At 35.6% G+C, this 25,830-nt stretch carries 20 protein-coding genes; 3 read left to right on the top strand and 17 right to left on the bottom strand.

Going from position 1 to position 25,830, the window contains the following annotated elements; all coding sequences use genetic code 11:
• Positions 1 to 72 precede the first annotated feature (72 nt).
• The 12 genes from GM661_RS03040 to GM661_RS02985 all read right to left on the bottom strand — a co-directional run bounded on the left by GM661_RS03040 (position 73) and on the right by GM661_RS02985 (position 18,213).
• The gene (locus GM661_RS03040) at positions 73 to 1,053 is read right to left on the bottom strand and encodes an ABC transporter ATP-binding protein (protein WP_230868688.1); all 981 of its coding nucleotides are present in this window, start codon (positions 1,051 to 1,053) and stop codon (positions 73 to 75) included.
• A gap of 21 nt (positions 1,054 to 1,074) precedes the next feature.
• A complete protein-coding gene (locus tag GM661_RS03035) occupies positions 1,075 to 2,085 on the bottom strand; it encodes an ABC transporter ATP-binding protein (protein WP_230868687.1) in 1,011 nt (336 codons plus the stop codon).
• A gap of 324 nt (positions 2,086 to 2,409) precedes the next feature.
• Complete coding sequence (locus GM661_RS03030; RefSeq protein ID WP_230868686.1) at positions 2,410 to 3,573, bottom strand: ABC transporter permease; 1,164 nt, start codon at positions 3,571 to 3,573, stop codon at positions 2,410 to 2,412.
• Entirely contained in the window at positions 3,570 to 4,565 is a 996-nt protein-coding gene (locus tag GM661_RS03025) for an ABC transporter permease (protein ID WP_230868685.1), read from the bottom strand. The genes GM661_RS03030 and GM661_RS03025 overlap by 4 nt, the downstream gene beginning before the upstream one ends.
• 94 nt (positions 4,566 to 4,659) lie before the next feature.
• Complete coding sequence (locus GM661_RS03020) at positions 4,660 to 6,693, bottom strand: ABC transporter substrate-binding protein (protein ID WP_230868684.1); 2,034 nt, start codon at positions 6,691 to 6,693, stop codon at positions 4,660 to 4,662.
• A 526-nt stretch (positions 6,694 to 7,219) separates the two neighbouring features.
• A complete protein-coding gene (locus tag GM661_RS03015) occupies positions 7,220 to 10,588 on the bottom strand; it encodes a hypothetical protein (protein WP_230868683.1) in 3,369 nt (1,122 codons plus the stop codon).
• Positions 10,589 to 10,617: 29 nt separating this feature from the next.
• Positions 10,618 to 13,827 carry a hypothetical protein gene (locus GM661_RS03010; RefSeq protein WP_230868682.1) on the bottom strand — a complete coding sequence of 1,070 codons (3,210 nt, stop codon included), beginning with the start codon at positions 13,825 to 13,827 and terminating at the stop codon, positions 10,618 to 10,620.
• The gene (locus GM661_RS03005) at positions 13,824 to 14,411 is read right to left on the bottom strand and encodes a hypothetical protein (protein WP_230868681.1); all 588 of its coding nucleotides are present in this window, start codon (positions 14,409 to 14,411) and stop codon (positions 13,824 to 13,826) included. Before GM661_RS03005 ends, GM661_RS03010 begins: the two co-directional genes overlap by 4 nt.
• Before the next feature lie 74 nt (positions 14,412 to 14,485).
• The gene (locus tag GM661_RS03000; RefSeq protein WP_230868680.1) at positions 14,486 to 14,905 is read right to left on the bottom strand and encodes a hypothetical protein; all 420 of its coding nucleotides are present in this window, start codon (positions 14,903 to 14,905) and stop codon (positions 14,486 to 14,488) included.
• A gap of 334 nt (positions 14,906 to 15,239) precedes the next feature.
• Entirely contained in the window at positions 15,240 to 15,845 is a 606-nt protein-coding gene (locus GM661_RS02995; protein WP_230868679.1) for a hypothetical protein, read from the bottom strand.
• 23 nt (positions 15,846 to 15,868) lie between these two features.
• A complete protein-coding gene (locus GM661_RS02990) occupies positions 15,869 to 16,936 on the bottom strand; it encodes a hypothetical protein (protein WP_230868678.1) in 1,068 nt (355 codons plus the stop codon).
• 857 nt (positions 16,937 to 17,793) lie between these two features.
• On the bottom strand, positions 17,794 to 18,213 hold the full coding sequence (locus tag GM661_RS02985; protein ID WP_125988072.1) for a C40 family peptidase: 420 nt from the start codon (positions 18,211 to 18,213) through the stop codon (positions 17,794 to 17,796).
• Positions 18,214 to 18,574: 361 nt separating this feature from the next.
• Here GM661_RS02985 and GM661_RS02980 point away from each other — a divergent pair, with 361 nt between their 5' ends.
• Both GM661_RS02980 and GM661_RS02975 read left to right on the top strand, forming a co-directional pair.
• On the top strand, positions 18,575 to 19,828 hold the full coding sequence (locus GM661_RS02980) for an ammonium transporter (RefSeq protein ID WP_230869753.1): 1,254 nt from the start codon (positions 18,575 to 18,577) through the stop codon (positions 19,826 to 19,828).
• Positions 19,828 to 20,166, top strand: coding sequence for a P-II family nitrogen regulator (locus tag GM661_RS02975; protein WP_125988070.1), 339 nt, complete (start codon positions 19,828 to 19,830; stop codon positions 20,164 to 20,166). The genes GM661_RS02980 and GM661_RS02975 overlap by 1 nt, the downstream gene beginning before the upstream one ends.
• 55 nt (positions 20,167 to 20,221) lie before the next feature.
• Here GM661_RS02975 and GM661_RS02970 read toward each other — a convergent pair whose 3' ends face one another.
• From GM661_RS02970 to GM661_RS02960, 3 genes are all read right to left on the bottom strand, one after another.
• Complete coding sequence (locus GM661_RS02970; RefSeq protein ID WP_230868677.1) at positions 20,222 to 20,938, bottom strand: LytR/AlgR family response regulator transcription factor; 717 nt, start codon at positions 20,936 to 20,938, stop codon at positions 20,222 to 20,224.
• A 62-nt stretch (positions 20,939 to 21,000) separates the two neighbouring features.
• Positions 21,001 to 22,374, bottom strand: coding sequence for a sensor histidine kinase (locus GM661_RS02965; RefSeq protein WP_230868676.1), 1,374 nt, complete (start codon positions 22,372 to 22,374; stop codon positions 21,001 to 21,003).
• Between the two features lie 141 nt (positions 22,375 to 22,515).
• Entirely contained in the window at positions 22,516 to 22,614 is a 99-nt protein-coding gene (locus tag GM661_RS02960; protein WP_230868675.1) for a cyclic lactone autoinducer peptide, read from the bottom strand.
• 77 nt (positions 22,615 to 22,691) lie between these two features.
• Here GM661_RS02960 and GM661_RS02955 point away from each other — a divergent pair, with 77 nt between their 5' ends.
• A complete protein-coding gene (locus GM661_RS02955; RefSeq protein WP_230868674.1) occupies positions 22,692 to 23,303 on the top strand; it encodes an accessory gene regulator ArgB-like protein in 612 nt (203 codons plus the stop codon).
• 340 nt (positions 23,304 to 23,643) lie between these two features.
• On the opposite strand, the gene GM661_RS02950 is transcribed toward GM661_RS02955, so the two are convergent.
• The gene (locus tag GM661_RS02950; protein ID WP_230868673.1) at positions 23,644 to 24,399 is read right to left on the bottom strand and encodes an IclR family transcriptional regulator; all 756 of its coding nucleotides are present in this window, start codon (positions 24,397 to 24,399) and stop codon (positions 23,644 to 23,646) included.
• 51 nt (positions 24,400 to 24,450) lie between these two features.
• The gene (locus GM661_RS02945; protein WP_230868672.1) at positions 24,451 to 25,611 is read right to left on the bottom strand and encodes a S41 family peptidase; all 1,161 of its coding nucleotides are present in this window, start codon (positions 25,609 to 25,611) and stop codon (positions 24,451 to 24,453) included.
• Between the last annotated feature and the right edge of the window lie 219 nt (positions 25,612 to 25,830).

The raw sequence follows: 25,830 nt of genomic DNA, 5'->3' as shown, positions 1-25,830 counted from the left end.
AATCATTTTTCTTCCGCTTGCCTCTCAGCCGACGTCCTGTCTCCTTAGTTCTGGAACTTTTTGTTCCTGACCTTAATCCAATAAAAGACATGAAGCAAAGTGTCCATTACCATAATCCTTAAATTCCGGTTCAACTTTACTGCATATATCCATGGCTGCAGGGCAGCGGGGATGAAATGAACAACCCGAGGGAGGGTTTACAGGACTTGGTACATCTCCTTCAAGAATTGTACGTTCTTTCTTTCTCTCTGGATTTGGTTCTGGAATAGCAGATAATAGCGCCTGTGTATAGGGGTGTAAGGGGTTATCATAAAGTTCACTTTTATTAGTAATCTCAACGATTTTTCCCAGATACATAACTGCTACCCGATTACTAATATGTTTAACAACACTTAAATCATGTGCTATAAATAAATATGTTAGACCAAATTCCTTTTGTAAATCCTGCAGTATATTTATTACCTGTGCCTGTACCGATACATCCAGGGCAGATACGGGCTCATCAGCAATAATTAATTTAGGATCTACTGCCAGAGCTCTAGCTACTCCTATCCTCTGCCGCTGACCACCACTAAATTCATGGGGATAACGGTTCATCTGTTCAGCTGTTAGTCCAACACTTTCAAGTAATTCCTTAACTTTCTCATCTCTATCACTCTTCTTATTATATAAATCGTGTATTTTTAATGGTTCTCCTACTATATCCGCTACTGTCATTCGGGGATTAAGTGAGGCATATGGATCCTGAAAAATCATCTGCATTTCTTTACGAATAGTCCTTAATTTATTCCTATTTAAAGATAAAATATCTTCTCCCTTAAAGCTAACCTCACCAGATGTAGCCTCAAGAAGTCTTAAAATTGTAGATCCAGTAGTTGATTTACCACATCCTGATTCACCTACCAGTCCCAATGTTTCTCCTTCATAAATATCGAAGCTGACATCATCAACTGCCTTAACATGAGCAACTGTTTTTCTAAAAATACCTGCTTTTACGGGAAAATATTTTTTTAAATTCTTTACTTCTAATATTTTATTCTCTGTTACTGCCATACTAATTCACCTCACTTTAGACTATGTGTTAATAACACTTAATTTAGATATTTTTTCTATTTCATCAGCATACCAACATCTTACCTTATGTCCTTCATCAAATTCATTTATTGGTGGTTCTTCTAAAAAACATTTCTCCTCTGCCATGGGGCAGCGGGCATTATATCTACAACCTTCGGGGAAATCCAGACAATTGGGAACAATACCTTCTATTGTTGTCAATCTTTCAACTTCTTTATTTAGTCTTGGAATAGAATTCATTAAACCCCAGGTATAAGGATGGCGTGGGTTTTTAAATAATGTTTTTACATCTGTATATTCCACTACTTTTCCCGCATACATAACTGCTACACGATCTGAAATCTCGGCAATAACCCCAAGATCATGTGTTATCATCATCATAGACATATTAAATTTTTCTTTTAATGCCTCCATCAAATCAAGTATCTGAGCCTGGATGGTAACATCAAGAGCTGTTGTAGGTTCATCGGCAATAAGCAACTCGGGATTACAAGATAAAGCCATAGCTATCATTACTCTCTGTCTCATCCCACCACTTAATTGATGAGGATATTCATAAACTCTCTGCTCAGGTAATGGGATTCCAACTTTTTTTAGAATCTCTATTGACTGATTCATCACCTCCTTTTTATTAACATCTTTATGCAGCATAATAGTCTCCGAAATTTGATTACCAATAGTAAATACTGGATTTAATGATGTCATCGGCTCCTGGAATATCATAGATATCTCATTACCCCGAATAGTCCTCATTTCTTTCTGACTTAATTTTGTAAGATCTTTACCCTTAAAATATATTTCTCCATCAACAATTTCTCCCTGTGGTTGAGGAACCAGACGCATAATCGAAAGGGAGGTTATACTTTTACCACATCCCGATTCTCCAACAATCCCAAGGGTCTCTCCTGGATATATTTCAAAATCTACTCCATCAACAGCACGGGCAACTCCTTCTTCCGTATTAAAATATGTTTTAAGGTTTTTTAATTCAATTAATTTTTCTTTTTTCATTTTTTCACCTACCTATACCTAGTGTTATATCTTTACAAAGTCCTCCTGTTTTTTCCATATATTTTATAATCATATACAGAAACACTTTAATAATATATTTAGAATTTAAATTTCTTAATAGCTTCAAATAAAGTACCGGCAAGGTTATTCGATTCTTTGGCACTGGAGGAAATTTCTTTGGTACTATCAATCTGATTTTGACTTAGAGAATTGATTTCTTCGGCACTGGCTGTAGTCCTCCTTATTAGCCCTGGATCCTATTTAAATAAAAGGTTCTTATCTATATTAGTTGGTGGAAAAACATCCCCCATTGTAACACGACGACTAGGCACTATGGGGATCAAATGCATCACGAACACCATCACCAAAAAAGTTTAATGCCAAAATTGTTATAATTATTACTACACCAGGAAACAGAACCCAGGGATATTGACCGATTATCTGTATTTTTGAGGCGTCGCTTAATAAAACACCCCAACTGACCATAGGGGGCTGAATTCCCAGACCAAGGAAACTTAGAGTGCTTTCTGCCAGAATTAGACGTGGTATTGTTATTGTTATCACAACAATAATATGACTTATACAATTTGGGATAATATGTTTTGCAATTATATACATATCTCCACAACCAATTGCTTTACCGGCTCTAACAAAATCCTGATCTCGATAGCTAAGAACCATTGCCCTCACTTCACGAGCTAGATAAGTCCATTGTATTAATGATAGAACAACAACTACCCCTACAAAAACCATTATAGGCGGCCAGGTGGCAGGTATTGCGGCACTTAATGCCATCATCAATGGTATCTGTGGGAACAACTGAAACATTTCTATTATTCTTTGAATAAACAAATCGACTTTACCAGAGAAATATCCTGATATTCCTCCAATCAATGACCCTACTAAAGCACTTAATAGAGCACCACATGCAGCTATAATAATTGAAATTCTACTACCAAAAATAATTCTGCTTAAAATATCTCTACCAATACTGTCTGTACCAATAACATAGATAGATCCCGGTTTCTCTGCACCAAATAGATGTATATCAGTTTTTATGAAACCCATCAATTCGTATTCCCAACTCCTCTTTATAAAATAAACAGGGTATCTCTTTGATGTATCCTCTTCAAATATCCTCTGCCAGGTTTTGGGGTCCATTCCCATTTTCTGTTCATACACAAAAGGTCTCAAATGAAATTTACCATTTTCATCAAAGAAGTGAATTTTTTGTGGAGGCATATATGCATGATTATATTCCGGTGATTTATAATCATATGGACTAAAAAAGGGAGCAAAAATACTTATAACTATTAAAATTAAAGTAATAATACCACCCATCATACCCAACTTATGTTTTTTATATCTCTGCCAGATCATTTCTTTGCGGGTTAGTACTTTTCTGTTTTTTTCTTCAATTATTGCTTTTTTCATCTTTTCCATCCTTTCATAATTGATTTTTGACCACTGCCCTGACCAGTTAATCAATCATAACGAACCCTGGGGTCTACCCAGGCAAGGGTAATATCAGCAACTAGATTACCTAGAACAAGAATAACCGCAATCATCATTAAAAAACTTCCCGCCAGATACATATCCTGATTTATTAAAGACTTGTAAAATGCCGGACCAGTTGTTGGCAAATCAAGAACTATGGCTGTAACCATTTCACCCTGAATTAAAAATGGCATTGCATAGCCCAGTGACATAATAATAGGTAAAATAGCATTTCTTAATGCATGTTTAAATACAACCCTAAATTCAGATACACCTTTAGCCCTGGCGGTCTGTATATACTGTCGACCCATTACATCCAGTAAATTCCCGCGCATAACCCTCATGTTGCGAGCAGTACCAGCAAAACCAACTATTACAATAGGTACCCAAATGTGCTTTAATAAATTTATAAATTTTGCAAAACTCCATGGAGCCATAACATATTCCTGTGAAAATAATCCCCCAACACCCATACCTAACTTAAAGGAAAAGAAATATAATAAAGCTAGTGCCAGAAAGAAAGCAGGTACAGAAACACCGATAAAAGCTATAACTGTAAATATATAATCTCCAGTAGTATATTGATGAGTAGCTGAATATATCCCTATTAAAACCCCCATAAAAACAGATATAAAATGGCACAATGAAGCAATTAATATGGTATAACCCATTCTGGACCAAATTACTTCTCCTACAGGCCTGTTATAAAAAAATGAATAACCAAAATCACCATGTAATACTATATTTTTCACCCAATTATAGTACTGAACTACAAACGGTTTATCCAGTCCATATTTTTCGCGCATCTGATTAGCCAATTCTTCAGCTTCAATTGCTGACAAACCAGCCTGACTGGTTAACTGATTCTGGAAAGAAGTCATATAATCACCTGGTGGTAATGTAAGAATAAAGAATGCTATAAAACTTACTAATATTAGCATTGGAATTGATAGTATAGTTCTTCTTAAAATATAAGCAGTCAATATTTTAACCTCCTTATGTTGGTTGTGATAATAAGAAGGTGGAATATAACTAAAAGATACTCCACCTTTTTATCCTTAATAATAAACTATATTTTTACTGCCATGATTTATTAGTATAATCTTCCTTAGTAGGAATTAAGTTAAGGAAACCTGGAGAGAATTGATCTTCTTTCTCTACATATAGTATCTGTGCTGGAATACTCTCCATAGTCCAGTTATACATATATGGAGGAATGTCAGGCTGGAAGTTACAGATTCTCTTATGAAGGCCTGTTCCTCTCCTGACCTCATAAACACCAATTGTATATACATTCTCTGTAGACAATTTCAGTATTTCTTTAAATATTTCATTACGTCTATCAATAGAAGGTTCATAGGTAGCTTCTTTCATTAAATCTTGTATTTTCACTTCAAAATCCATTAGATCTCTTTTGCCACCTGAAGCACTTCTATGCCAGTCAGGGGAACTCTCTCTGATAGGACCAAATAGTTGCATCTGAACAAATGGCACCGCTGAATCGAGGCGGACCATATATGCCTCAAAGTCTCCAGCTGGAATTCTTGTGTCCACTGTAGAAGCAGTTGCTGGCTTAATCCTAAGGTCTATACCAACCTCTCTGAACATTGGTTCCATAGCCTGAACAGCGTCTAATACGGCACTTTGATCCTGTCTCAACAATAATTCTATAACTAATTCGTCATCAGCAATTCTACTGGAAGCTGGCCAATTAAGAATACCATCATTATCAGTATCTTTAAACCCTAATTCACTTAACAATGTTTTTGCTGCTGTTGGACTAAATTCATACTTTTTAACAAAATTCTCATCATAATATGCTGAACCAGAAGGATATCCTCCATACCAGGCCTGTGTTAATGGACCTGGGAAGGCAATATTAGCTACAGCATCTCTATCTATAAGACTGGAAACCGCCTGACGGAACATTTTGTTTCTAAATAATTCTCTTAACTCAGCATCTCTATCATTTTTTACACCTAAATATCTTGAAAGATTAAATTCTATCTGATATCCTATACCAAAAGGTCCAAAAGCAATCTTGGCTGGTGAATTTTCTTTCATAGTAGCCTGTTTTACCAATCCAAATGTCTGTGGGTTTTCCAGATTAGTTCTATCTGCTACCCCGGATATCAGATTCATAGTCCTAATATCACCTGATTCTACTTCATTAAATCTTACCTCACCGATATATGGAAGCTGTTTTCCTTCTTCATCTACCTGCCAGAAATATGGATTACGGACCATAACTAATTGCTCACCCGGTTTATATTCAACAGGAACCCAAGGTCCTAAAGTAACCGCAGGCAGATCATTAGGTGGTGTAGCGTTCGCAAATACATCATATGTTACATCAGAATTATAATCCGGATGAAAATTCTTATAAACATGTTTAGGGGACACACTAAAATCTAAATAATCCATGTTATAAAATACTGCTACAGGGAATGCCTCACCAAAATGCCATTTAATAGTGTAATCATCAACCTTCTCAAGTTCTGTCTGTTTTCCACCATAAACCCAGGCACCCTTGCTGCCAAAGGTAGTTATCTTATCATTCAAAATAAGATCATTATAAGTAAAAAGAACATCATCTGCAGTAAACAGTTCACCATCAGACCATTTTACTCCTTCAACAAGGTTCATGGTTAAGGTTTTTCCATCTTCTGACCATTCCCAATCAGTTACAAGGTTGGGTAAAGGATCAGGTTTTTCTAACATCCACATTGGCCCTGATATTACCAGTGGTTCATGTAGAACCTGACATATACCAAACCAACCCTGTGTCTTCTGGGCTCCCCAGTTCCAACTCTGTACAGGAGTTGCAAAAGTATCTCTCCAAACACCACCATATTCTCCAATACCATCAACCATAATATTACTCTTAATTACCCTTGGTATATCTGGTAGACGTTCTGTTAGTGGTGGTAATTTACCTTGCTCAACCAGTTCTCTTAATTCTGGGGCTTCACTATAAGAACTCAAATTCTTGTAAATCCACATTTCTTCTTTGGTAAATTGATTGGCAAACTTTCTTTCAGCAGCAAAAGCAAGTGAACTAATTAAAAATATCATCATCAAAAACAATGTGAAAGTTTTTTTCTTCATCATAATAATCCCCCTCTTATTTTTTTGGTATTTTCCTTTTTATTCCTACCCTCCTTTTTTTTAAATTTTTTTAACCCAATAATCTTATATTCTTATTCAAATTAAAGTTTTAGTATATATTTTATATTCTCTTATTTAATATTATTCTGTATATTTTCAAAAATACCTTCTTTTTTCATGAAATTTTTATATATTTTTTCATGATTATTTTCGACCCTATAAAATAAACAAAAAAGCATCTTATGAATATCTTATAATCATAAAATACTTTTCCCTGCCAACCTTTATATTAATTAAGAGCCTTTCATAATAATCTTTTACATAATTAAATTATTGAATAAGTAATACAATGGTTAAAAATAAAGGTAATATCATTATGAAAAACTGATTTAATTTTCAGTAAAGTCTATCATTTGCTAAACTATCAAATCTAGTTAATAAGCAAAAATACAAACCCCAGATCTATCTGCAAATCTGGGGTTTTATTTATTATGATACCTTATCTGTTATTTTAAATACAATATTACAGCTAAATAAACTTCACCTTACCATTATTAATCTCAACCTTCTTCTTCCCAAAGCCTATTTCACTACCAGTTTTGGACAGCTTACCATATCCTTTTTCATTCTTAAGTTCTATTTCACCTTTCTTGATTACTGCTTGATTATCACTGCTGGTCATCTTGATTTCTTCTGCTGTTATTTCCAGTACTGCCTCTTCCTCTGGAGAAGCTATATAGATCGAACCATTGTTTAGTTTAATAATATAGCCCCCAGGGATTCTGATTGTTTTATCAGCAGGGTTCTGCTCTATCTCTCTTGCTTCATCTGTGGTACTGCTTTTTAAGGTAGCATATTTCTCGTTTTTGTTCCTGAAGTAGATATCTACTATATCCCCTATGTCAGGAGAACTATAAGCCGCTGTATATGGCTTATCTATAGGAAACCAGAGGGCCTTATCTGTCTGATAATCATCTTCAATGTCTATAAAACTGACTTGGGCCTGGTGTTTTTGGTTGACTTCCCTAACTTCTGCCCGGTAACTCCTACCTTCCATCAAAAATTTCCTCTGTTTATTGAGGATTTTTATATTTTCTTCTCTGGCCAGGGTTAGTTCTGAGTAGAGAATACCCTTTTGCAGATATATCTTGTTCTTGATCATACCCATTTCTACTGTAGTATTATTTTTATGGTCTATAATCAGTTTTACCTTTTTGCCCACTTCAAAGACATGGTCTGACCTAAAGTGTTCATGCTGATAGACTTTGTAATACTGGTAAATAATATTTTTAGGCCCTGTATCTTTACACTTGGCCCAGTTATCATTGTTAAGTTCAACTGCCTGGGCTGAATGAAAGCCTAGCTGGATATTGATAGTTTCATTGTCATCTTTAGTGTCATCTACTATTAATACCTGATCCAGGTAAGAGGCTATCCTGTTAATAAATTCCCAGTCGGTTTCCTTGTGTTGTAAGACCAGGGGGTATTGTTCTGATACTAAAGGGACTTCTCCTGCACTGCTTCTGGCAAAATTGATATTGAATTTCTCATTGGCTGTACTTAGTTTTTGACAGACCTGATTATAGCTTGTCCCCTGGTTCTGATATACCCTGGTATGTCTCTCTCTATCCAAGAGGATAGTATATGATACAGCCCATAGTTCCAGGTAATAGTTAAAGTATTTATAGTCTATGTTATAGTCATTGATAATCCCCTTAAAGAGTATTTTACTGTCATCATCATCATAAGTGATAATAATCCTGGGGTCTGCTTCTTTTTCCAGATAGTCCCGGTATTTCTCGGCGTTTTCATCTTTAATAACCCCGGCTATCTTTACTCTGCTGTGTTCATAGATGGATTTTTCTATGACCATTTCCTTGAGGTCGACAAACTCTACACAGTCAAACCTTACTTTATGGTAGGCTGTATAGGTAACAGGCTGTTTGTCATCTTCTGGCTGCCGGACTTTCTCCCTTAGGGTAATACCATAATCGCCGTTCTGGAAACCTTCAATGATAAGCTCGTCTTCTTTCTGAGGGCCATAGATATAGACTAAATCACCACTTAACTGACCATATGTCGTTTTTTTATCCCTCAGGATGATATTTTCACCAAAGTAGGTATCACGCAGTGTTTTAGTCCGACCGCCAATATTAGCTTCTTCTCTGTCTTTCTCCTCATACTGTCCAGAAATATCCCGGCCATCTATCTTTATTCCCTGTTCCGGGTTTTTATGGGTACTGAGGATGATAAAACCTACTCCCTGTTTAGAAGAGAAGTTATAGGCCCCTTCCTCTTTATAATGATAATCATGGTCATATATCTTCTGATAATTGGCTGGTTTTCCATGACTGCCATAAATTTTATTTTGTGATGGCTGGTCAAGCTCCAGTTTTATCTCTTCCCTCTGGTTATTGAAAACACCTGTTGAACTGTGGTATTTTATTACTTCTTCTGAATCAATATTCCCAAGGATAAGGAAAATACCATCAGTACTTAGTTTCCACTCCCAGAGAGCGGTAATCTCTGCTGTTCTCATTTTTTCAAACTGTTTGATTACTGCCCTATCCAGGGGATAGGTTTTTTTCATTTTAGCAAATAGTTCTGGTTCCTGCTCTAGCAGATATGAATGATAATGTAATTCATCTTCTTTAATAATCCCCCGCTCTTTCATACTATAATACAGCCTGTCCTCCACTATTTCCTGTATTTCTGTCCTGTTTTTCCGCTGTGATATTTTAAAGATTTCCTTTATCAGGTTCTTATCAACAGCCTTTATATCTAAGACTATGTCTTTAATTAAGGCCTTTAAATATTCATTATTTATTCTATTTGTTATCTCACCTAATTGGGGTTTTTTCTTAAATCTATTGATAAGCTCCCGATTATTGTCTTCTTCTGTTAGTAATACGAAAGGTGTGAATAAATCACCACTGGATTCCAGCAAATCATCGATATTATCTTCTTCTAATATTTTAAGTAAGTAACATAATTCATCAGATGATCGGCCTGCTTGAAAATCTATATCAATAATATGCCTTATGCCTGCATGTTGATATAATCCAGCCAATATATTATCAGATAAAATATAATTAATTATTCTTTCATCTTCTTCTTTTCGCTCATTATATTTCTTATAATTATTAATCAGGTTCATTTTTCGTTCGATTATTCGGGGGTTAAAGTTTTCATCTACTAAATTTTTAGCCTCTTCTTCAGTTTTTTCCAGTTTTTCAATAACTATCTTTTTTAGTACCCCTTTTATTTTATTGGTATCTAATCTTTCATCCCCTTTTTTTCTAAATTCACTACTTATATTACCATAATCACCTGCTTCTCCTTCACTATATTTTATTACCCCTTCATCAATTAAGGCAGATAAAAATAAAGACATACTATTCATTTTATAGCTTTCTTTTTGATTAACTATATTATCAATGTGCTGTAATAGACCCAGCTTATAGCCAAAAAATTCATTACCCCTGAACTTGAGGCAGTTTTCTAATCCCAAACTATTATAGGTTTTTGCCTGATAGTTTAAGCCAGCCCCCTCTGATATTAAACCAAGATATTGGACTAAAGAACCAGCCAGGGCATGGCCTTCAAGCTGATAAATATATTCATCCCCATATTGCTCTATTTCTTCTCCATAGATTACAACTGCCTCATCAAAGTGGGCATTAGGGAGTCCTGCTGCTATACATAAAGCAGTGTTTTTATCCTGTTTATTTGTAAATTCATAAGTAATAATTATTTTCTTCTCTGTTTCATACTTATCACTTCTACTTTTTAATTCTCCCTCTCCACTTAGTTCCAGTTCCTCTATTAAGTCAACTAATTCCCTTTCACAGTCCATTCCAAAGAGCTTTTCTAAAACTAAATTCTGCTCCCCACTCATCTCTATTCCCCCCTTAAACTTGCATTTTCCTAAATTAAGATATCATCATTTATCCTCTTTTCATTGACTATATTCTTGGCTATTCTCACACGTTCCCTTGTTTCACAATCCATATCAATATCTGTATTCTTAATAAAATATTGAACAGTACTATTGTCTCTAGCAAAAGACTTTATATCCAGGGTTTCTTTGAAAGCTACTTTAGTTGGATCCCAGAGGGGTTTACTAATAGTTAGCTCCATTACCCCTCCCCTGATAAAATCATTGGGGTTATATTTATATTCCAGGACTGCTTCCTCAGCTGCCTGCGGATTAAGTGTTAGTGACCCCTTATTTCGTGATAAAACACCCAGGGGGTTCCATTCATCTTTGTCTTCTTCGTTTTCTTGATAGTATTTTTCCAGTAGTTCGGGCTGGGCCTGTACTTCCTTGAAAAAGGTTTCATAATGGTTAAATCCCACATGCTTTTCTCCTTCCATATCCCAGGCAATATATTCCCCGATGTTTTCCATCATCTGTACGAAAACCTGATTTTTATCTTTTTCTCTAAACAGATGCCTGTGGTTTGCTGATATCTCCTTTAGACTGAATTTATCATCCATATATCGTGATACCAGATTATGGGGATCACTACCATCTAACTGTACTTTTGTTTTACTGTATAATACCAGGGTTTTGAAGAGACTTGCTTTGTATTCTTCTCTTAAGACCGGGTTTTCTTTAGCTATATTTCCGTCTTCTTTTTTTAGATAGGGCATAAAACCAAATTCACTGGCTGTAACGCCATTATAATCATTCCTTGTTCCTTCTTTTTCTTTAATTGCCCCGGCCAGTTTTAAGACATTATTACTGATGGTGATGGATTGTTCTCCCCGATACATAGCCGCTAAATCCCAGTAAAGGGCTTCTATTTTATTTCTGTTTCTTTCCCAGTTGCGCTGCATGGTGGCTATTATTTCCATGATAGCCATCATCATCTGTCCTGCTCTTATTTCTTCCTGATAGGCCTTGAGGCTGTTTATTTTATCTTCTATTTCTCTGATTTCAGGGTAGAGGTCTGCCTTTGTTTCTCTACCTGCTTGTTCATATTCCCCTTCTAATTGAATTAACTGTCTCTTTAACTGGGAGACAGGGACTATCTCCATATCATCAAGATCTGCTAAATTGTTTTTATAGCCGGAACCGTCATCAGCAGGTGCTATGGGGTTATTATCTGATGGATGAGTATCCTGGGATAATACTAGACTCCTGGCTTTGAAGATGTCATCTTCTTCTTTGACAAGCCTTATCCAGCCCAGGCTGAGAGCATTAATAAAGATAGAGTCTCCTGCTCCTTCTTCTCCTTTACGCAGAGTAACTGCTTTATATTCAGTGGTCTCAAAATCTATTAGACGGTTTTTTATGATATGAATAGCAATTTCTTTGTCTATCTTTACTTCTTCTCCCTTAAATCTCTTTTCTTGCTGGTCAAAATATGGTACTTCTAGGCTTATATATGGTTTTTTACAGAAATCATCTGTTATGTATCCTTCGATGATTTCTTGACCTGTTCCTTCAGGACTGATGTCTTTTTTTTCTTCTAATAGGTTCAGGTCTTTAAGGGTTTCATGGATTTCCTGATAACCGAGTTTGCTTAAATAGTTCTGGCCTGACTCAAATATCAGGCTGACAATGAGGGTTATAACGGCAAGCTGCAGGTTATAGAATAATAGTCCCCGAATTCCAAGGGAAGCCAGACTGGCACCCCTGGCTATTTTAACCATTACTACTGCTGTAGATATTAATACCCTGGAGGCAAAGTCATTAATCCCTGAGCCTAGAGCAGAGATAGTAACTACCCTGAAGGGTTGGTATTCCTGTCCGATGTTATCAGGGGTAAACTGGAGATAGTCTTTTAATTCTTCAATACTGCTGTAGAATAAAACTGCTTTTCGGCGCTGGTCTGCCTGGTCATAATAATAGACTTCCTCACCTGGATGTATTTCGCTGTCCTGATAGACTGTTCCATCGGGATGTTCTAATCTTTCATCCCCTAAACCGGCATCCCCATATTTATCCTGGGCTATCTGAGATAAGGTATCATCTTTTTCTACTGTGTGTACCTTACGGTAGTCAGCATACAGGGCATTGATGAAACTTAGGTCTGCCCCCCGGTTATAGCCGGTAAAGCTTATCTCTGCCTCAGGATTGGCCTGTCTTATTTTATGATAGACTATCTGTAATAGTTCAAATTCCTGGGGGAAACCGTGCTTGTCTTCTTTTTTCCCACCTTTGTAAGCAATCACTATCTGGTCTTTTCCCTGATTATTGCCTGCCTTTTTCCTGAAGACAACCGCTCTAAACCCTGTATCCCTCATATCAAGGTTTTCATCAAAGATTATCTCTTCCCCCTCTATATCTTCAGGGATATTCCTTTCCAGTTCTTTACTTAGTCTTTTTAAAATTTCCTCTTCTCCTGTACCAACTATCTTTTTTGTGAGTTTAAGTGGGTCATTATTATAAAGGATTATTGACATGACAAGAGCCAGGGCAGCATGGTTTTCCACCGACTTCTGGGCTGCGCTTTTCCCTGCTGAACTTAAAAATTTCTTAACTGTCTCTTGCAGGCTCACTTTTTCAACTATTTTAGGATATTTCTTGTTTACACCCATATATGATAGACCCAGACTTAATCCTGTTACCCCAATCCTGATACCTGTTTTCCACCCTGCTATATCTTCAATAGATTCCCTTCCCGGATCTATCTTTTCCTTTTCATCCAGATTCAGTGTCTCATCAATAGAGTTTAAAAACTGGCAGAGCCTTGACCACTTATTATTGATATAATCAGCTACTACCTGATAATTATCCCCACCATAGATAACCTCCCAGTCCTTTAAAAAATCCCCTTCTTTATTATCAGTACCTATCTTCTCAAGGTATTCCATGGCTATCCCGGCGTTGCGGCGGAGTTGGACAAAGCCTTGTTCTTCATCTTTTGCCCCTATTTTATCCCTTTCTTCTACATTTTTCATATAGACATAGTTTTCAAATTTCCCTTCTTTATCTTCCTCTACAAATACTTTGGGGGTTAGAAGGTCGTTTAGTTGGGTGGATATGTTGTTATCAACATATTCATTTCCTTTTCCATCTCTACTTCCACCATTTTTTATTGTTTCTAAATCAACAAACTCCCACTGTAAGTTTGTTAGATTAGTAAAGGTTAACAACTCTTTATGATTTAACATATTTTCACTCATTCTTTCCTCTCCTCATTTATAAATATATAATTTAAACCTTCTGGAATTTTAATATCTTCGATTTTTTTATAATTCTTTTTTATATTAGGATTTGCTTCTAATGATGTTGAATAGCGTTCTTTTAATATTCCAGGAGAAAAAACCTCACTAAAATAAGCCATATTATACTCTTCAATACCACTTCGACTTAACTCATCCTTCCTTATCTTCCTCATTCTAGCCAACAATTCTTCCTCACTCATCTCATTCACTTCCTGCTGTAAAACCCCTGACATCTCTTTCCTTAAGTCTCTGGGCGGCATACGTACTATTTCCCCATCTATTTCTTCTTTCACTTTACGGGAGCCACTTATTTCATATTTGTATTTTTTATAACTCGGTGCTAAAACCCTTTCATCTATAAAGATTACACCCAGCTCCAGATACTCAAACAATCCCTCTTCCTTTAAATACTGAATAAATTCAAATATCTCTTTCCTCCTCTCTTCTTTCTCTTCTTCATTTTCTATGCGTTTAAAGATATATACATCCAGGTCGAGTATTATTCTATTCCTCTCAGGGTCTTCTGCAATATCTTTTCTCACTTCTTTTAAACTTACTGATTTATATCCAGCCCACCAACTGCCATCTCCTGTTACCTCATGGGCTACATCAACCTTTATAAGTACCCTTTCTCCAAAAATATTTTTATTTCTGGCAATAAATATTCCTCTACATCCATATTCCTGTTAACATAGCTATAACTATCTCCTACTCCACCTAATCTACCAAAAGACCTTTTGCTTACACTTGCACTGGCGCAATAGTAGTCATCCCACTCTCTATTTGTCCCTATAATCGACCTGGGATATATCCTGGCCTGATAAAATTCTTTACCACGACTACTTCTAGTTCCTATCTGGGTTACCACAAACTCTTCCCCATATTTCTCATAAAGATGCTCCTCTATCTTTGCCCTAACATCTTCAATATCATGGCCTGTAAATAGACCTACAGCAAAGCGTAAAATAAAGGGGGCCAGGATAATTAGAATAATGACTGGCCAGCCTATTTTCTTCTTCTCCCTTACTACACCCACTCTTTTACCTCCCTACCTTCTTTTATTTCACTTCTTATATATCATTGTCTAATTCTCTGTAAATTTTTTCTTTCCTCCCATTATTAGTATTTCATTTTGTAAAATAGATATATTTTCCTATTGATGTTTTTGCTTTAAGAAATAAAATAAGCTGACTCATTCTTCTTATCTGTTTCTTTAACTATAGTTTAAAACCCTAAAATAACTATAATGATTACAGCTATATTATGACTTTAAACTAATTTCTAAAAATCACCACTAAAATAATAATATTGATAGATTGTAATAATTATTTATAAGAGAAGTTAAGGTAACACCCGATCCCACCCTCATTTTAAACAAAGGCACCATTGAACGTTAAATAATTATTACAATCTATCACTTTTAAGTCATCTTTAACTGATATAACAAATAAATCTTCAATACTTTCCCTTCCCGGATCTATCTTTTCCTTTTCATCCAGATTCAGTGTCTCATCAATAGAGTTCAAAAACTGGCAGAGCCTTGACCACTTGTTATTAATATAATCAGCTACTACCTGATAATTATCCCCACCATAGATAACCTCCCAGTCCTTTAAAAAATCCCCTTCTTTATTATCAGTACCTATCTTCTCCAGGTATTCCATGGCTATCCCGGCGTTACAGCGGAGTTGGACAAAGCCTTGTTCTTCGTCTTTTGCCCCTATTTTATCCCTTTCTTCTACATTTTTCATATAGACATAGTTTTCAAATTTCCCTTCTTTATCTTCCTCTACAAATACTTTGGGGGTTAGAAGGTCGTTTAGTTGGGTGGAATACTTATTTTTAGATGATACTTCACCAACTATATCTTCTATAGTTCCTTCTTTAATAGCTTCTAAATCAACAAACTCCCATTGTAAGTTTGTTAGATTAGTAAAGGTTAATAATTCTTTATGAGTTAACTTATTTTCACTCACTCTTTTTTCCCTCCCTCTTAATTTTATTTAAAATAAATATATTCTAAATTTGTTCCTATTTTAATATCCTTAATCTCTTTATATTTATTTATTGTCTCAGGATTATATGAAGAAGTATACCTTTCCTTAACTAGTCCTTCTGAATAAATCGGAGATAAGTACTGACAATTCCATTTTCTTATTCCATCATAACTTAACTCATCTTTCCTTATCTTCCTCATACTAGCCAACAACTCTTCCTCACTCATCTCATTCACTTCCTGCTGTAAAACTTTTGACACCTTTTTTCTCAAGTTCCTAGGAGGTAAGTTTACTGTCTTATCCTCTTTTTTTATATATTCATTAACTTTACGGGAGGCACTTATTTCATATTTGTATTTTTTATAACTCGGTGCTAAAACCCTTTCATCTACAAACACCACCCTCATCTCCAGATACTCAAACAGCCCTTCCTCCTTCAAATACTGAACAAGTTCAAATATCTCTTTCCTCCTTTCTTCTTTTTCTTTTTCATCTTCTATGCGGTCGAAGATATATACATCCAAGTCGAGTATTATTCTATTCCTCTCAGGGTCTTCTGCAATATCTTTTCTCACTTCTTTTAAACTTACTGATTTATATCCAGCCCACCAACTGCCATCTCCTGTTACCTCATGGGCTACATCAACCTTTATAAGTACCCTTTCTCCAAAAATATTTTTTATTTCTGGCAATAAATATTCCTCTACATCCATATTCCTGTTAACATAGCTATAACTATCTCCTACTCCACCTAATCTACCAAAAGACCTTTTGCTTACACTTGCACTGGCGCAATAGTAGTCATCCCACTCTCTATTTGTCCCTATAATCGACCTGGGATATATCCTGGCCTGATAAAATTCTTTACCACGACTACTTCTAGTTCCTATCTGGGTTACCACAAACTCTTCCCCATATTTCTCATAAAGATGCTCCTCTATCTTTGCCCTAACATCTTCAATATCATGGCCTGTAAATAGACCTACAGCAAAGCGTAAAATAAAGGGGGCCAGGATAATTAGAATAATGACTGGCCAGCCTATTTTCTTCTTCTCCCTTACTACACCCACTCTTTTACCTCCCTATCTTCTTTTATTTTATTTCTTATGTCATTTAAAGTTTTAATAAAATAAGTACATTCAATTGTTAGTAAGTAACTAAGTTTACTTAAACTTTAATCCATAGTCATTAATATCTTTCAAATGGACTTAACTAAAAAAGTCATCATATTGATAGATTCTAATAATTATTTATAAACGAAGTTAAGGTAACACCAGGCCCCACTCTCATTTTAAGCAAAGGCACCATTGAGTGTTAAATAATTATTACAATCTATCACTTTCAAATCATCATTGGACAGTATAATAGATAGGCTTTAGATATCTGCTATCTGACGTTATAGATTGTTTTATTCCATATATTTGCATTTATATATTTATTCTCTGTAATTTTTTTCTTCCCTGCCATTATTAATATTTTTCTATAAAATAGATATATTTACCTATTGATGTTTATTTTCTTAACTGTAGTTTGAGTCATAATATAACTATATCCCTTATAACAATATCAGAATCTTACAAATTACCGCCAAATTAATATTATTGATAGATTGTAATAATTATTTATAAGTGAAGTTAAGGTAACACCAGACCCCACTTTCGTTTTAAACAAAGGCACCATTGAACGTTAAATAATTATTACAATGTATCACTTCTAAGTCATCATTAACTGATATAACAAATAGCTTCAAGATTTCTATTATCTGACTTTATTAAAATATTTTACAATTTATTTCCATTTATATATTTATTATCTGTAATTTTTTTTCTTCCCTGCATTCTGCAAAACACATATATTTACCTGTCATAAGTAAGTAAAAAAGCATAGAAAAAACCCGCTAATTAAAGCGGGCAGCCATCAATCCCCCCTATATATCCAGTCTGATTGCCCCGGCATATTTTCTCCTCCAGTACCTTTTTTTCATAGTATCTATCTGTACCTCTTTATCAATCAGTACATGAAGAAATTCATCTTCACTGATCATTACAGCTGTATGGGTAACCACCTGTCTATATAAACGGAAATAGGGAATATCAAGCACCTGCAGGTTTTCATAATAACCAAGTTCATCTCCCAGCGACCTGAGTCCCTTGATATAACGCTCTGGGTCCACTTTATACCAGTTATCTGGTATTATTCCACCATCATTAACCGGTAATGTATACCCAAGTTTCTTAAAAAATAAATAAATTAACCCCCAGCAGTCCAGACCCTGATCAGACCTACCATTATGGAGATATGGTATACCAAGCAGTTCATCTACAACCATACTTATCTTTTTCTCCATTAATTAATATCCTCCTTAGCTAAACCCGTAATTAACATAATAATACAAGAAATTTGTTCCCCTCCCCCGCTAATTGCTATCTTATTCAAAAGAAATTGATTTTGTCATTAAATTATTTTATTAAGATCACTAAAGTTAAATGATCATATATTCCATTTTTATACCAAGTATACAAATATATCAGAATTTCTGTATTTTGCGGTATTATCATGTTATATTTTTTTATATTACTATTGACTAATCCTATTTTATAACATATAATTTACATAAACATTACATCATTTTTTAGGAGGAGAGTCTATTGAGGAGAAAAACATTATTATTCGTATTATTGTTTTTGTTGGTATTTAGTCTAAATGTTATGGCAGCAGAACCTACTGCTAAAAGTAATCAAATTGCAATCGATACAATCTGGACTTTATTAGCAGCTTTCTTAGTATTTTTCATGCAGGCTGGTTTTGCTCTAGTTGAAGCAGGTTTTACCAGAGCCAAAAACACAGGGAACATTATCATGAAAAACCTGATGGATTTTTCAGCAGGGTCCCTTATCTACTGGGCTGTTGGTTTTGCCTTCATGTTTGGTGCCGGTAATGCATTTATTGGTAGTAAGGGTTTCTTCCTAACAGATTCATTTGCCAATCTGGGATTAGAAATACCTTTAATGGCCTTCTGGATTTTTCAGGCAGTTTTCGCAGCTACTGCAGCAACAATCGTTTCCGGGGCGATGGCTGAAAGGACTAATTTTAGTGGTTATCTTATTTACAGTATAGTAATTAGTGGTTTTATCTATCCAGTAGTCGGACACTGGATCTGGGGTGGTGGCTGGTTATCAAATATGGTTGATTTTGCCGGTTCTACTGTAGTTCACTCTGTCGGCGGTTGGGCTGCTCTAGCCGGTGCTATAGTCCTCGGTCCCAGAATTGGTAAATACAATCAAGATGGTTCGGCCAATGCCTTACCAGGTCATAACCTTTTAATGGCCGCCCTGGGTGTCTTCATCCTCTGGTTTGGCTGGTTTGGTTTCAACCCTGGTAGTACAGTTGCCGGAACTGACCTGAGTATAGGTTCAATAGCAGTTACAACCAACCTGGCTGCCGCTGCGGGAGCGACCCTGTCTATGGTAGTCAGCTGGATTAAGTATGGTAAAGCAGATGTCAGTATGACTCTTAATGGAGCCCTAGCAGGACTGGTTGGTATTACAGCTGGCTGTGCCAGTGTAGCCAATATAGGGGCAATCTTAATTGGTGCCCTTGCCGGTATTATTGTTGTCTTTGCGGTAGAGTTCTTCGATAAGATTCATGTCGATGACCCCGTCGGGGCGATTGCCGTACACGGGGTCTGCGGAGCCTTTGGTACAGCAGCTGTTGGTTTCTTTGCCCTGGATGGCGGCCTGTTCTATGGTGGTGGGCTATCATTACTTGCCACACAGCTTAAAGGTGTAGTCTCTGTTTTCATCTGGGCCTTCTGCCTGGCCTATGTATTATTTAAGGCTATTGATGCTGTTATCGGACTGCGTGTTCCTGAAGAGGATGAATTATCAGGCTTAGATTACTCTGAACATGGTGCTGTGTCTTATCCAGATTTCTTATTAACAAGTAGTAAGGGGGATGCATAATGAAGAAGATTGAAGCTATTATACGTCCAGCAAAACTTGATATTTTAATTGACAGGTTAGAAGACATAGGTATTAGTGGTATGAATATCTTTGAGGTAAGGGGTTATGGGAGCCAAAAAGGTCATGAAGAGATGTACCGTGGTGTCACTTACCGTATTAGACTGCGAGAGAAGATTCGTGTAGAACTGGTTATTAATGATGACCTGGTTGACAAAGTAGTTAAAACCATTGTAGAAACCGCCAAAACCGGTAGTGTCGGTGATGGAAAAATCTTTATTACAGCAATTGAAGACGCTGTACGAATTAGAACCGGCGAGAAAGGTGAAAAAGCCTTATAAATTTAAAAAAAGCAGAGGGAATTTACTTCCTCTGCTTTTTTTTATTATCCAGGTCTCAGGCATTTAAAACTATATTATTAATCTCTCCTTTTAAGCGGGAAGACCTCCTCCGACTTACCGGTATTTTATCCCCATTACTCATTACCAGCATATTATGTTCCTTACGATTAAATACGGCAATCTTCTGCAGGTTTATAATATATGAACGGTGGCATTGAAAAAAATTAACAGGCAGACAATTTGCCCATTCCTGTAATGTCCCATAAATTATAAGACTGTGTATCTCACTTACTATCTTAAGTTTTCTTTCCAGACTCTGCAAATAAATAAGTTCGTCTACATCAAGAAGAAAGTCTTTCCCTTTAGCACTAATAGATATTTTACATTCATTTTGCAGATAATTCACCCTGAAATAATCGTCTATAATCTTTTTAAAGGTTTTAGGGAGCCTCTCAGTAATACTTGCTTTACTAATATAATCATAGGCATATAACCTGAAGGCTTCTGCATAATAATCATCATGACAGCTTATAAAAATAATCTTTAAAAAATCATCAATTCCTGTTAAGATTCTGGCAACCTCTATTCCATTAATATCTGGCAAATCAATATCCAGCAGTAGGATATCCGGTCTTTTCTTTTTAGCCAGCTTAAGGACTTCAATACCATTCCCTGCTACTCCAACAACATCTACCATTCCCAGTTCCTTACAGAATTCCTCCAGCAGCTCCAGCATCATCGGGTCATCATCGCAAATAATTAATCTAGGCATCGTTATCTCCCCCCATAAGCTTAATGGAAAGACCTTAAGTATGTATTATTATTATTTATTCTCTATCCCAGTGCTGGCAGTAGAACAACGAAAGCGGTATAGTTTTTATCCTCATCCTTGTTTATATATATTTTACCATCATAACGGTCAACAAGCTGTTTACAGATAGCCAGCCCCAGACCATGCCCTTCTTCCCCTTTGCTGGTAAATCCCCTTTCAAAGATACGGGCTTCTTTTTCATCATCTATAACTATGCCAAAAGTTTTTACATTAAAGAGATTATAATCACTACCTCCCTTGATAGTAAGTTTAACACTTTTATCATTAGCTATATCTTCTAAAGCCTCAATGGCATTATCCAGCAGATTACCTATGATCCTGTTCAGGTCCCAATCAGTCACCTTCATCGGACAAACCGGATTCTCCAGTAAAATCTCAACAGGAACCTCTCTTTTATTTCCCCTGGCTATTTTACTATAAAGCAGGGCATTCAAGGCCTCATTACCACTCCTGACAATCTCTTCTACACTCTCCAACTCGTCTACAACACCCTTCAGGTACCTTTTAGCCTGATCGACCTGGTTCATGGCTAACATCATATTAATCATTCCCAGGTGGTGGTTATAATCATGATACTGCATTCTAAGCTCCCAACTTAAACGCTGGGCATTCTTTTCCTGCACCCTTTTAATGATCTCATTCCGCTGAATTACCAGGGTCTGAACCAGATACCGTAATAGATAGAGTAAAACCAGGGTAAGAAAAATAACCATTATATTTATAAAAAGGGATGAAGTAAAAAAGGAATTTCCCGTAAAAAAAGCAAATAACCTCTCACTCCAGTTGGAAGTAACTATAAATAAACCCTGAATAATCAGGAAAACAGAGGCTAGAAATATCGTAGAGGAAACCCTTTTCTCCTGGGTTAAATCTACCTCTTCATCACTCATAACTGCTATTTCTTCGTCATCAATTATGTTATAGTAATTTTCAAAGCTAATACCATATTTTTTTATAATAAAAAAAGTAATTAACATTGCTAAAACCTGTGGTAAAAAAAACAATATACGTAACAGGGTGGATTTAATTACAACAGCTAAATCTACATTATAAAGTAATAATTGTAAAGGAACTAAGGTGCTTTCCAATAAAGTATAAAACATTAAGACCAAACCAGTTGTAATAGCACTAATAATTACCTTTTTCTTATATGCTTTTATCAATATTCCTACATATACAAAAAAACTTAAGAAAAATAAAGAAAGGGGAGTAACAGCAAAACCCCTGAAAAACAGTATTATAAATGTAACTATAACAAAAGACAAAACAAATTTAATATCCTTAATTGATAGATTAAGAAGTGTGAAAATAATTAATAACCGTAAGAAATTTTCTATTAAGGACAAAAAAACAAGCAAAGAGGATACAAATTCCATAAAAATACCTCCAAAATATTATTTTACAAGACGAGTAATCTAATATTAATAATTCTACAAAAGTTTAATTTTCCCTTTTATTATAGCAAAAAAAATCAGCCCTTTTTATAAAAAGGGCTGATTTTTTTACTATCCTACTTTTTATTCAGATTTTCTCGGTTGAAAAAAAAGTCCATCACAATTAGAATTACTGTTAAACTTACTAACACCCATAATTATTTTTTTAAGCAGATTCAACATTTATTCTCCCTCCTTCCTTATTAAAAAGGATTTTTATAGAAAATATAGAAATATAGCATATAAAGGAGTTGATAATCATGGTAAAAACAATTTCCAAACAGATTGCTGATTATTTTAATCAAAAACTAGACCTTTCTCGGGAAGAGACCTCTTCCATTGACTATGGCTGTCAGGTTATTTTTTACCTCTTGATCGAAATAATCAGTTTTATCTTAGTCTCATCTTTCTTAAATATGTTCTGGCCGGTTATGATAGCTCTTGTAGTCTTTTTAATCTTAAGACCCTATGCCGGTGGTATTCACATGCCCAGCTATTTATTGTGTTATATCTTTTCCTTACTAGTATTTATCAGCATAGGTTGTCTAGTAAATTTAGTCAGCATACCTGCAAAATACTTAATAAGCTGGTTAGTCTTTGTTTTTATACTAAGTTTACTCCTAATTAATAAATATGCCCCGGCTGATACAGCTATTCAACCTATCAAAGACCCTTCAAGGCGGAGAAAACTAAAAACAATATCCTTGCTAATAATAATTTGCTGGTTTTTAATTTCACTAGCGATTATGTTCAGCTTTGCTAATTATTACAACTTATTATTTGCTGGTAGTTTAGGACTTTTAGCAGAGGCACTAGCCTTACACCCGCTTGCTTTTTATGTAATAGATAAATATTTACCAGACCAAGACTGATTATTTATCTATATTTTACACAATGACCTTATATATGTCAATTTTTTACAAAAGGTCTTTTTTTTGTCATTTTAGGCCGTTTTTTATCCTTAACGGGTCTTTTTTTGTTATTAACGGTAAATCGTGTATAAAAAAAGTCAAAATAATACACATAATTTTTATTTAAAATACCATAATAAGTATAGTAAAAACCCCTGATATTAAATATCAGGGGTTAATCTTCCCCAAAATATACATTTAATCTTTTGTTTATAGCTTCTTAGCAGCATTATATCTTGAGCAGAAATATAAAACAGGCAGTTTCCTGCCTGTTTTAGCTGATAAACTGTTTGTCTTTAATTCATCTAATCTTTTCTTTGATTTTTTCCGTCTTTTTTCGTAATACCGGGAGCAGTTCTAACATAATAAATTCCATAGTCATCCTGGCTGATGGGCCAGATATACTTAAAGCCCCCAATACACGGCCTTCTCTGTTTTCTATAGGAACTGATAGACAGCGCACCCCTATCTCTCTTTCCTCCAGATCCAGAGAATAGCCCTGCTCTTTTATCTTAAGGAGTTCAAGCTTTAATTTTCCTGGATTGGCAAAGGTATTTTCAGTGTGTGAAACGAAATTAGTCTCTTGCATATACTCTGCCAGTTCCTGTTCATTTAAATATGACAAAAGCATCTTACCTGCCCCGGTACAATAAGCCGGTCCCCTACTACCTACACTGGCAAACATCCTGACCATATTATTAGATTCAACCTGATCCAGATAAACAACCTGATTATTCTCGAAAACAACCAGGTTAGAAGTTTCATTAAATTGTCTAACAATATCCTCAAGAAAGGGTCTTACTACCTCCCTCAAATCAAAATCCCTGTTTATAAGTTCTGCCATTTGATATGTTAGTAATCCCAGTTTATATAAACCTTCTTTATTCTGTTCAACATAGTTTAAGTGTAAAAGGGTATTAACAAGCCTGTGAACTGTACTGATATTTAAACCTACCTTCTCACTAAGCCTGGTTAGGGGTAATGGTTCACCACAATAAACCAGTTCCTCAAATATTTTCATCGCCTTTATAACAGACTGTACATTATTTGTCTTCAAAACAAGATCAACCCCAGTAAACTCAACATTTTATAAACTTGATGCTAGTTATCAACCAGCCTTTTTAAAATTATTGTTTAAATAAGTCTCTTCAATATATTCTACAGCTGCATCAAGTTGATTATCACCATCATATTCCCGGTCAAAGTCAACCTCTTGATCAGGTTGAATACCAGCTTCATGTATAAATCTGCCATCAGGGGTATAATACCTTCCTGTAGTCATTTTCAGGGCTGAACCATTTTCCATTGGGAATATTGACTGCACAGTCCCCTTACCAAAACTCGTCTTACCCATTATTATTCCACGCTGGTAATCCTGTATAGCACCAGCCACAATCTCTGAAGCACTAGCACTACCCTCATTAATTAGTACTACCAGTGGAAGATCAGTGTGTCTAAAAGAGGTATTCACCCCATAGATATCATCTTCAGTAAACCTCTGTTTTATGGAAACAACTTTACCGCTAGAAATAAAACTACTGGCCACATCTACCGCTTCAGTAAATAACCCACCTGGATCACTCCTTAAATCAAGGATAAGAGCCCTGGCACCCTGTGCCTCAAACTCCTTGACAGCTTCATTAACCTTTTGGCCAACATCCTTGACAAACTCAGCAATAAAGATATAAGCTATATCATCACCTATCATCTTTGTCTCAACATAAGGTATTTCTATTAATTCACGTACTATATGAACCTCTATTGGCTGTTCAAGGTCTTTCCTCTCTATGGTCAGATCAACAGTAGTACCAGGTTCCCCCCTCATCAAATTTACTGCTTTTTGCTGGGTCATGTCCTCTGTTGAACGTCCATCAATAGCTATAATACTATCTTCCGGCCGCAAATCAGCCCGATCACCAGGGGTACCTTTAATAGGTGAAACAATCGTTAAATCCGGGTTAACAACAATCCCTATTCCCCCAAATTCACCTTCAAATTCTATCTGCATCTCCTTATATTCCTCAGGGCTTAAATACTCAGAAAAAGGGTCAAGACTATCAACCATTCCTTCAATAGCCCCATTAATCGTCTTTTCTAAGTCCATCTCATCTACATGGTAATAATTTATCAAATAAAGTATTTCTTGAAAGTCTCTCAATGGAGAATCAGCTGGTAGCTCTTCCCCCTGAACTTCAACCCCTATAATATAAGTATTAACCACCAAAAACATCAACACAACAAGCAAAACTAATCTAATCTTTTTCATCATCAATAACCCACCTAATTAAATTTTTATCTAGAAAACAAAATGGCTTCGCTACCCAGACTTAATCAATAATTATTAATTTTTACTTAGTACAAAGTTAACTAGTTTTAATAAACCAGACAGATATATTTGTTGTACGACTCTCTAGAAATTATCCGTAAGCAGGACGCTGTAGCGCAACCTTAAACTGTTCTTGTACACTCTGCTTAAATACGGAGTGCC

Source organism: Iocasia fonsfrigidae (assembly GCF_017751145.1).
GTDB lineage: Bacteria > Bacillota > Halanaerobiia > Halanaerobiales > DTU029 > Iocasia > Iocasia fonsfrigidae.
Note: the sequence above shows the minus strand (reverse complement) of the source record. Positions and strands in the feature narration are given on the sequence as shown.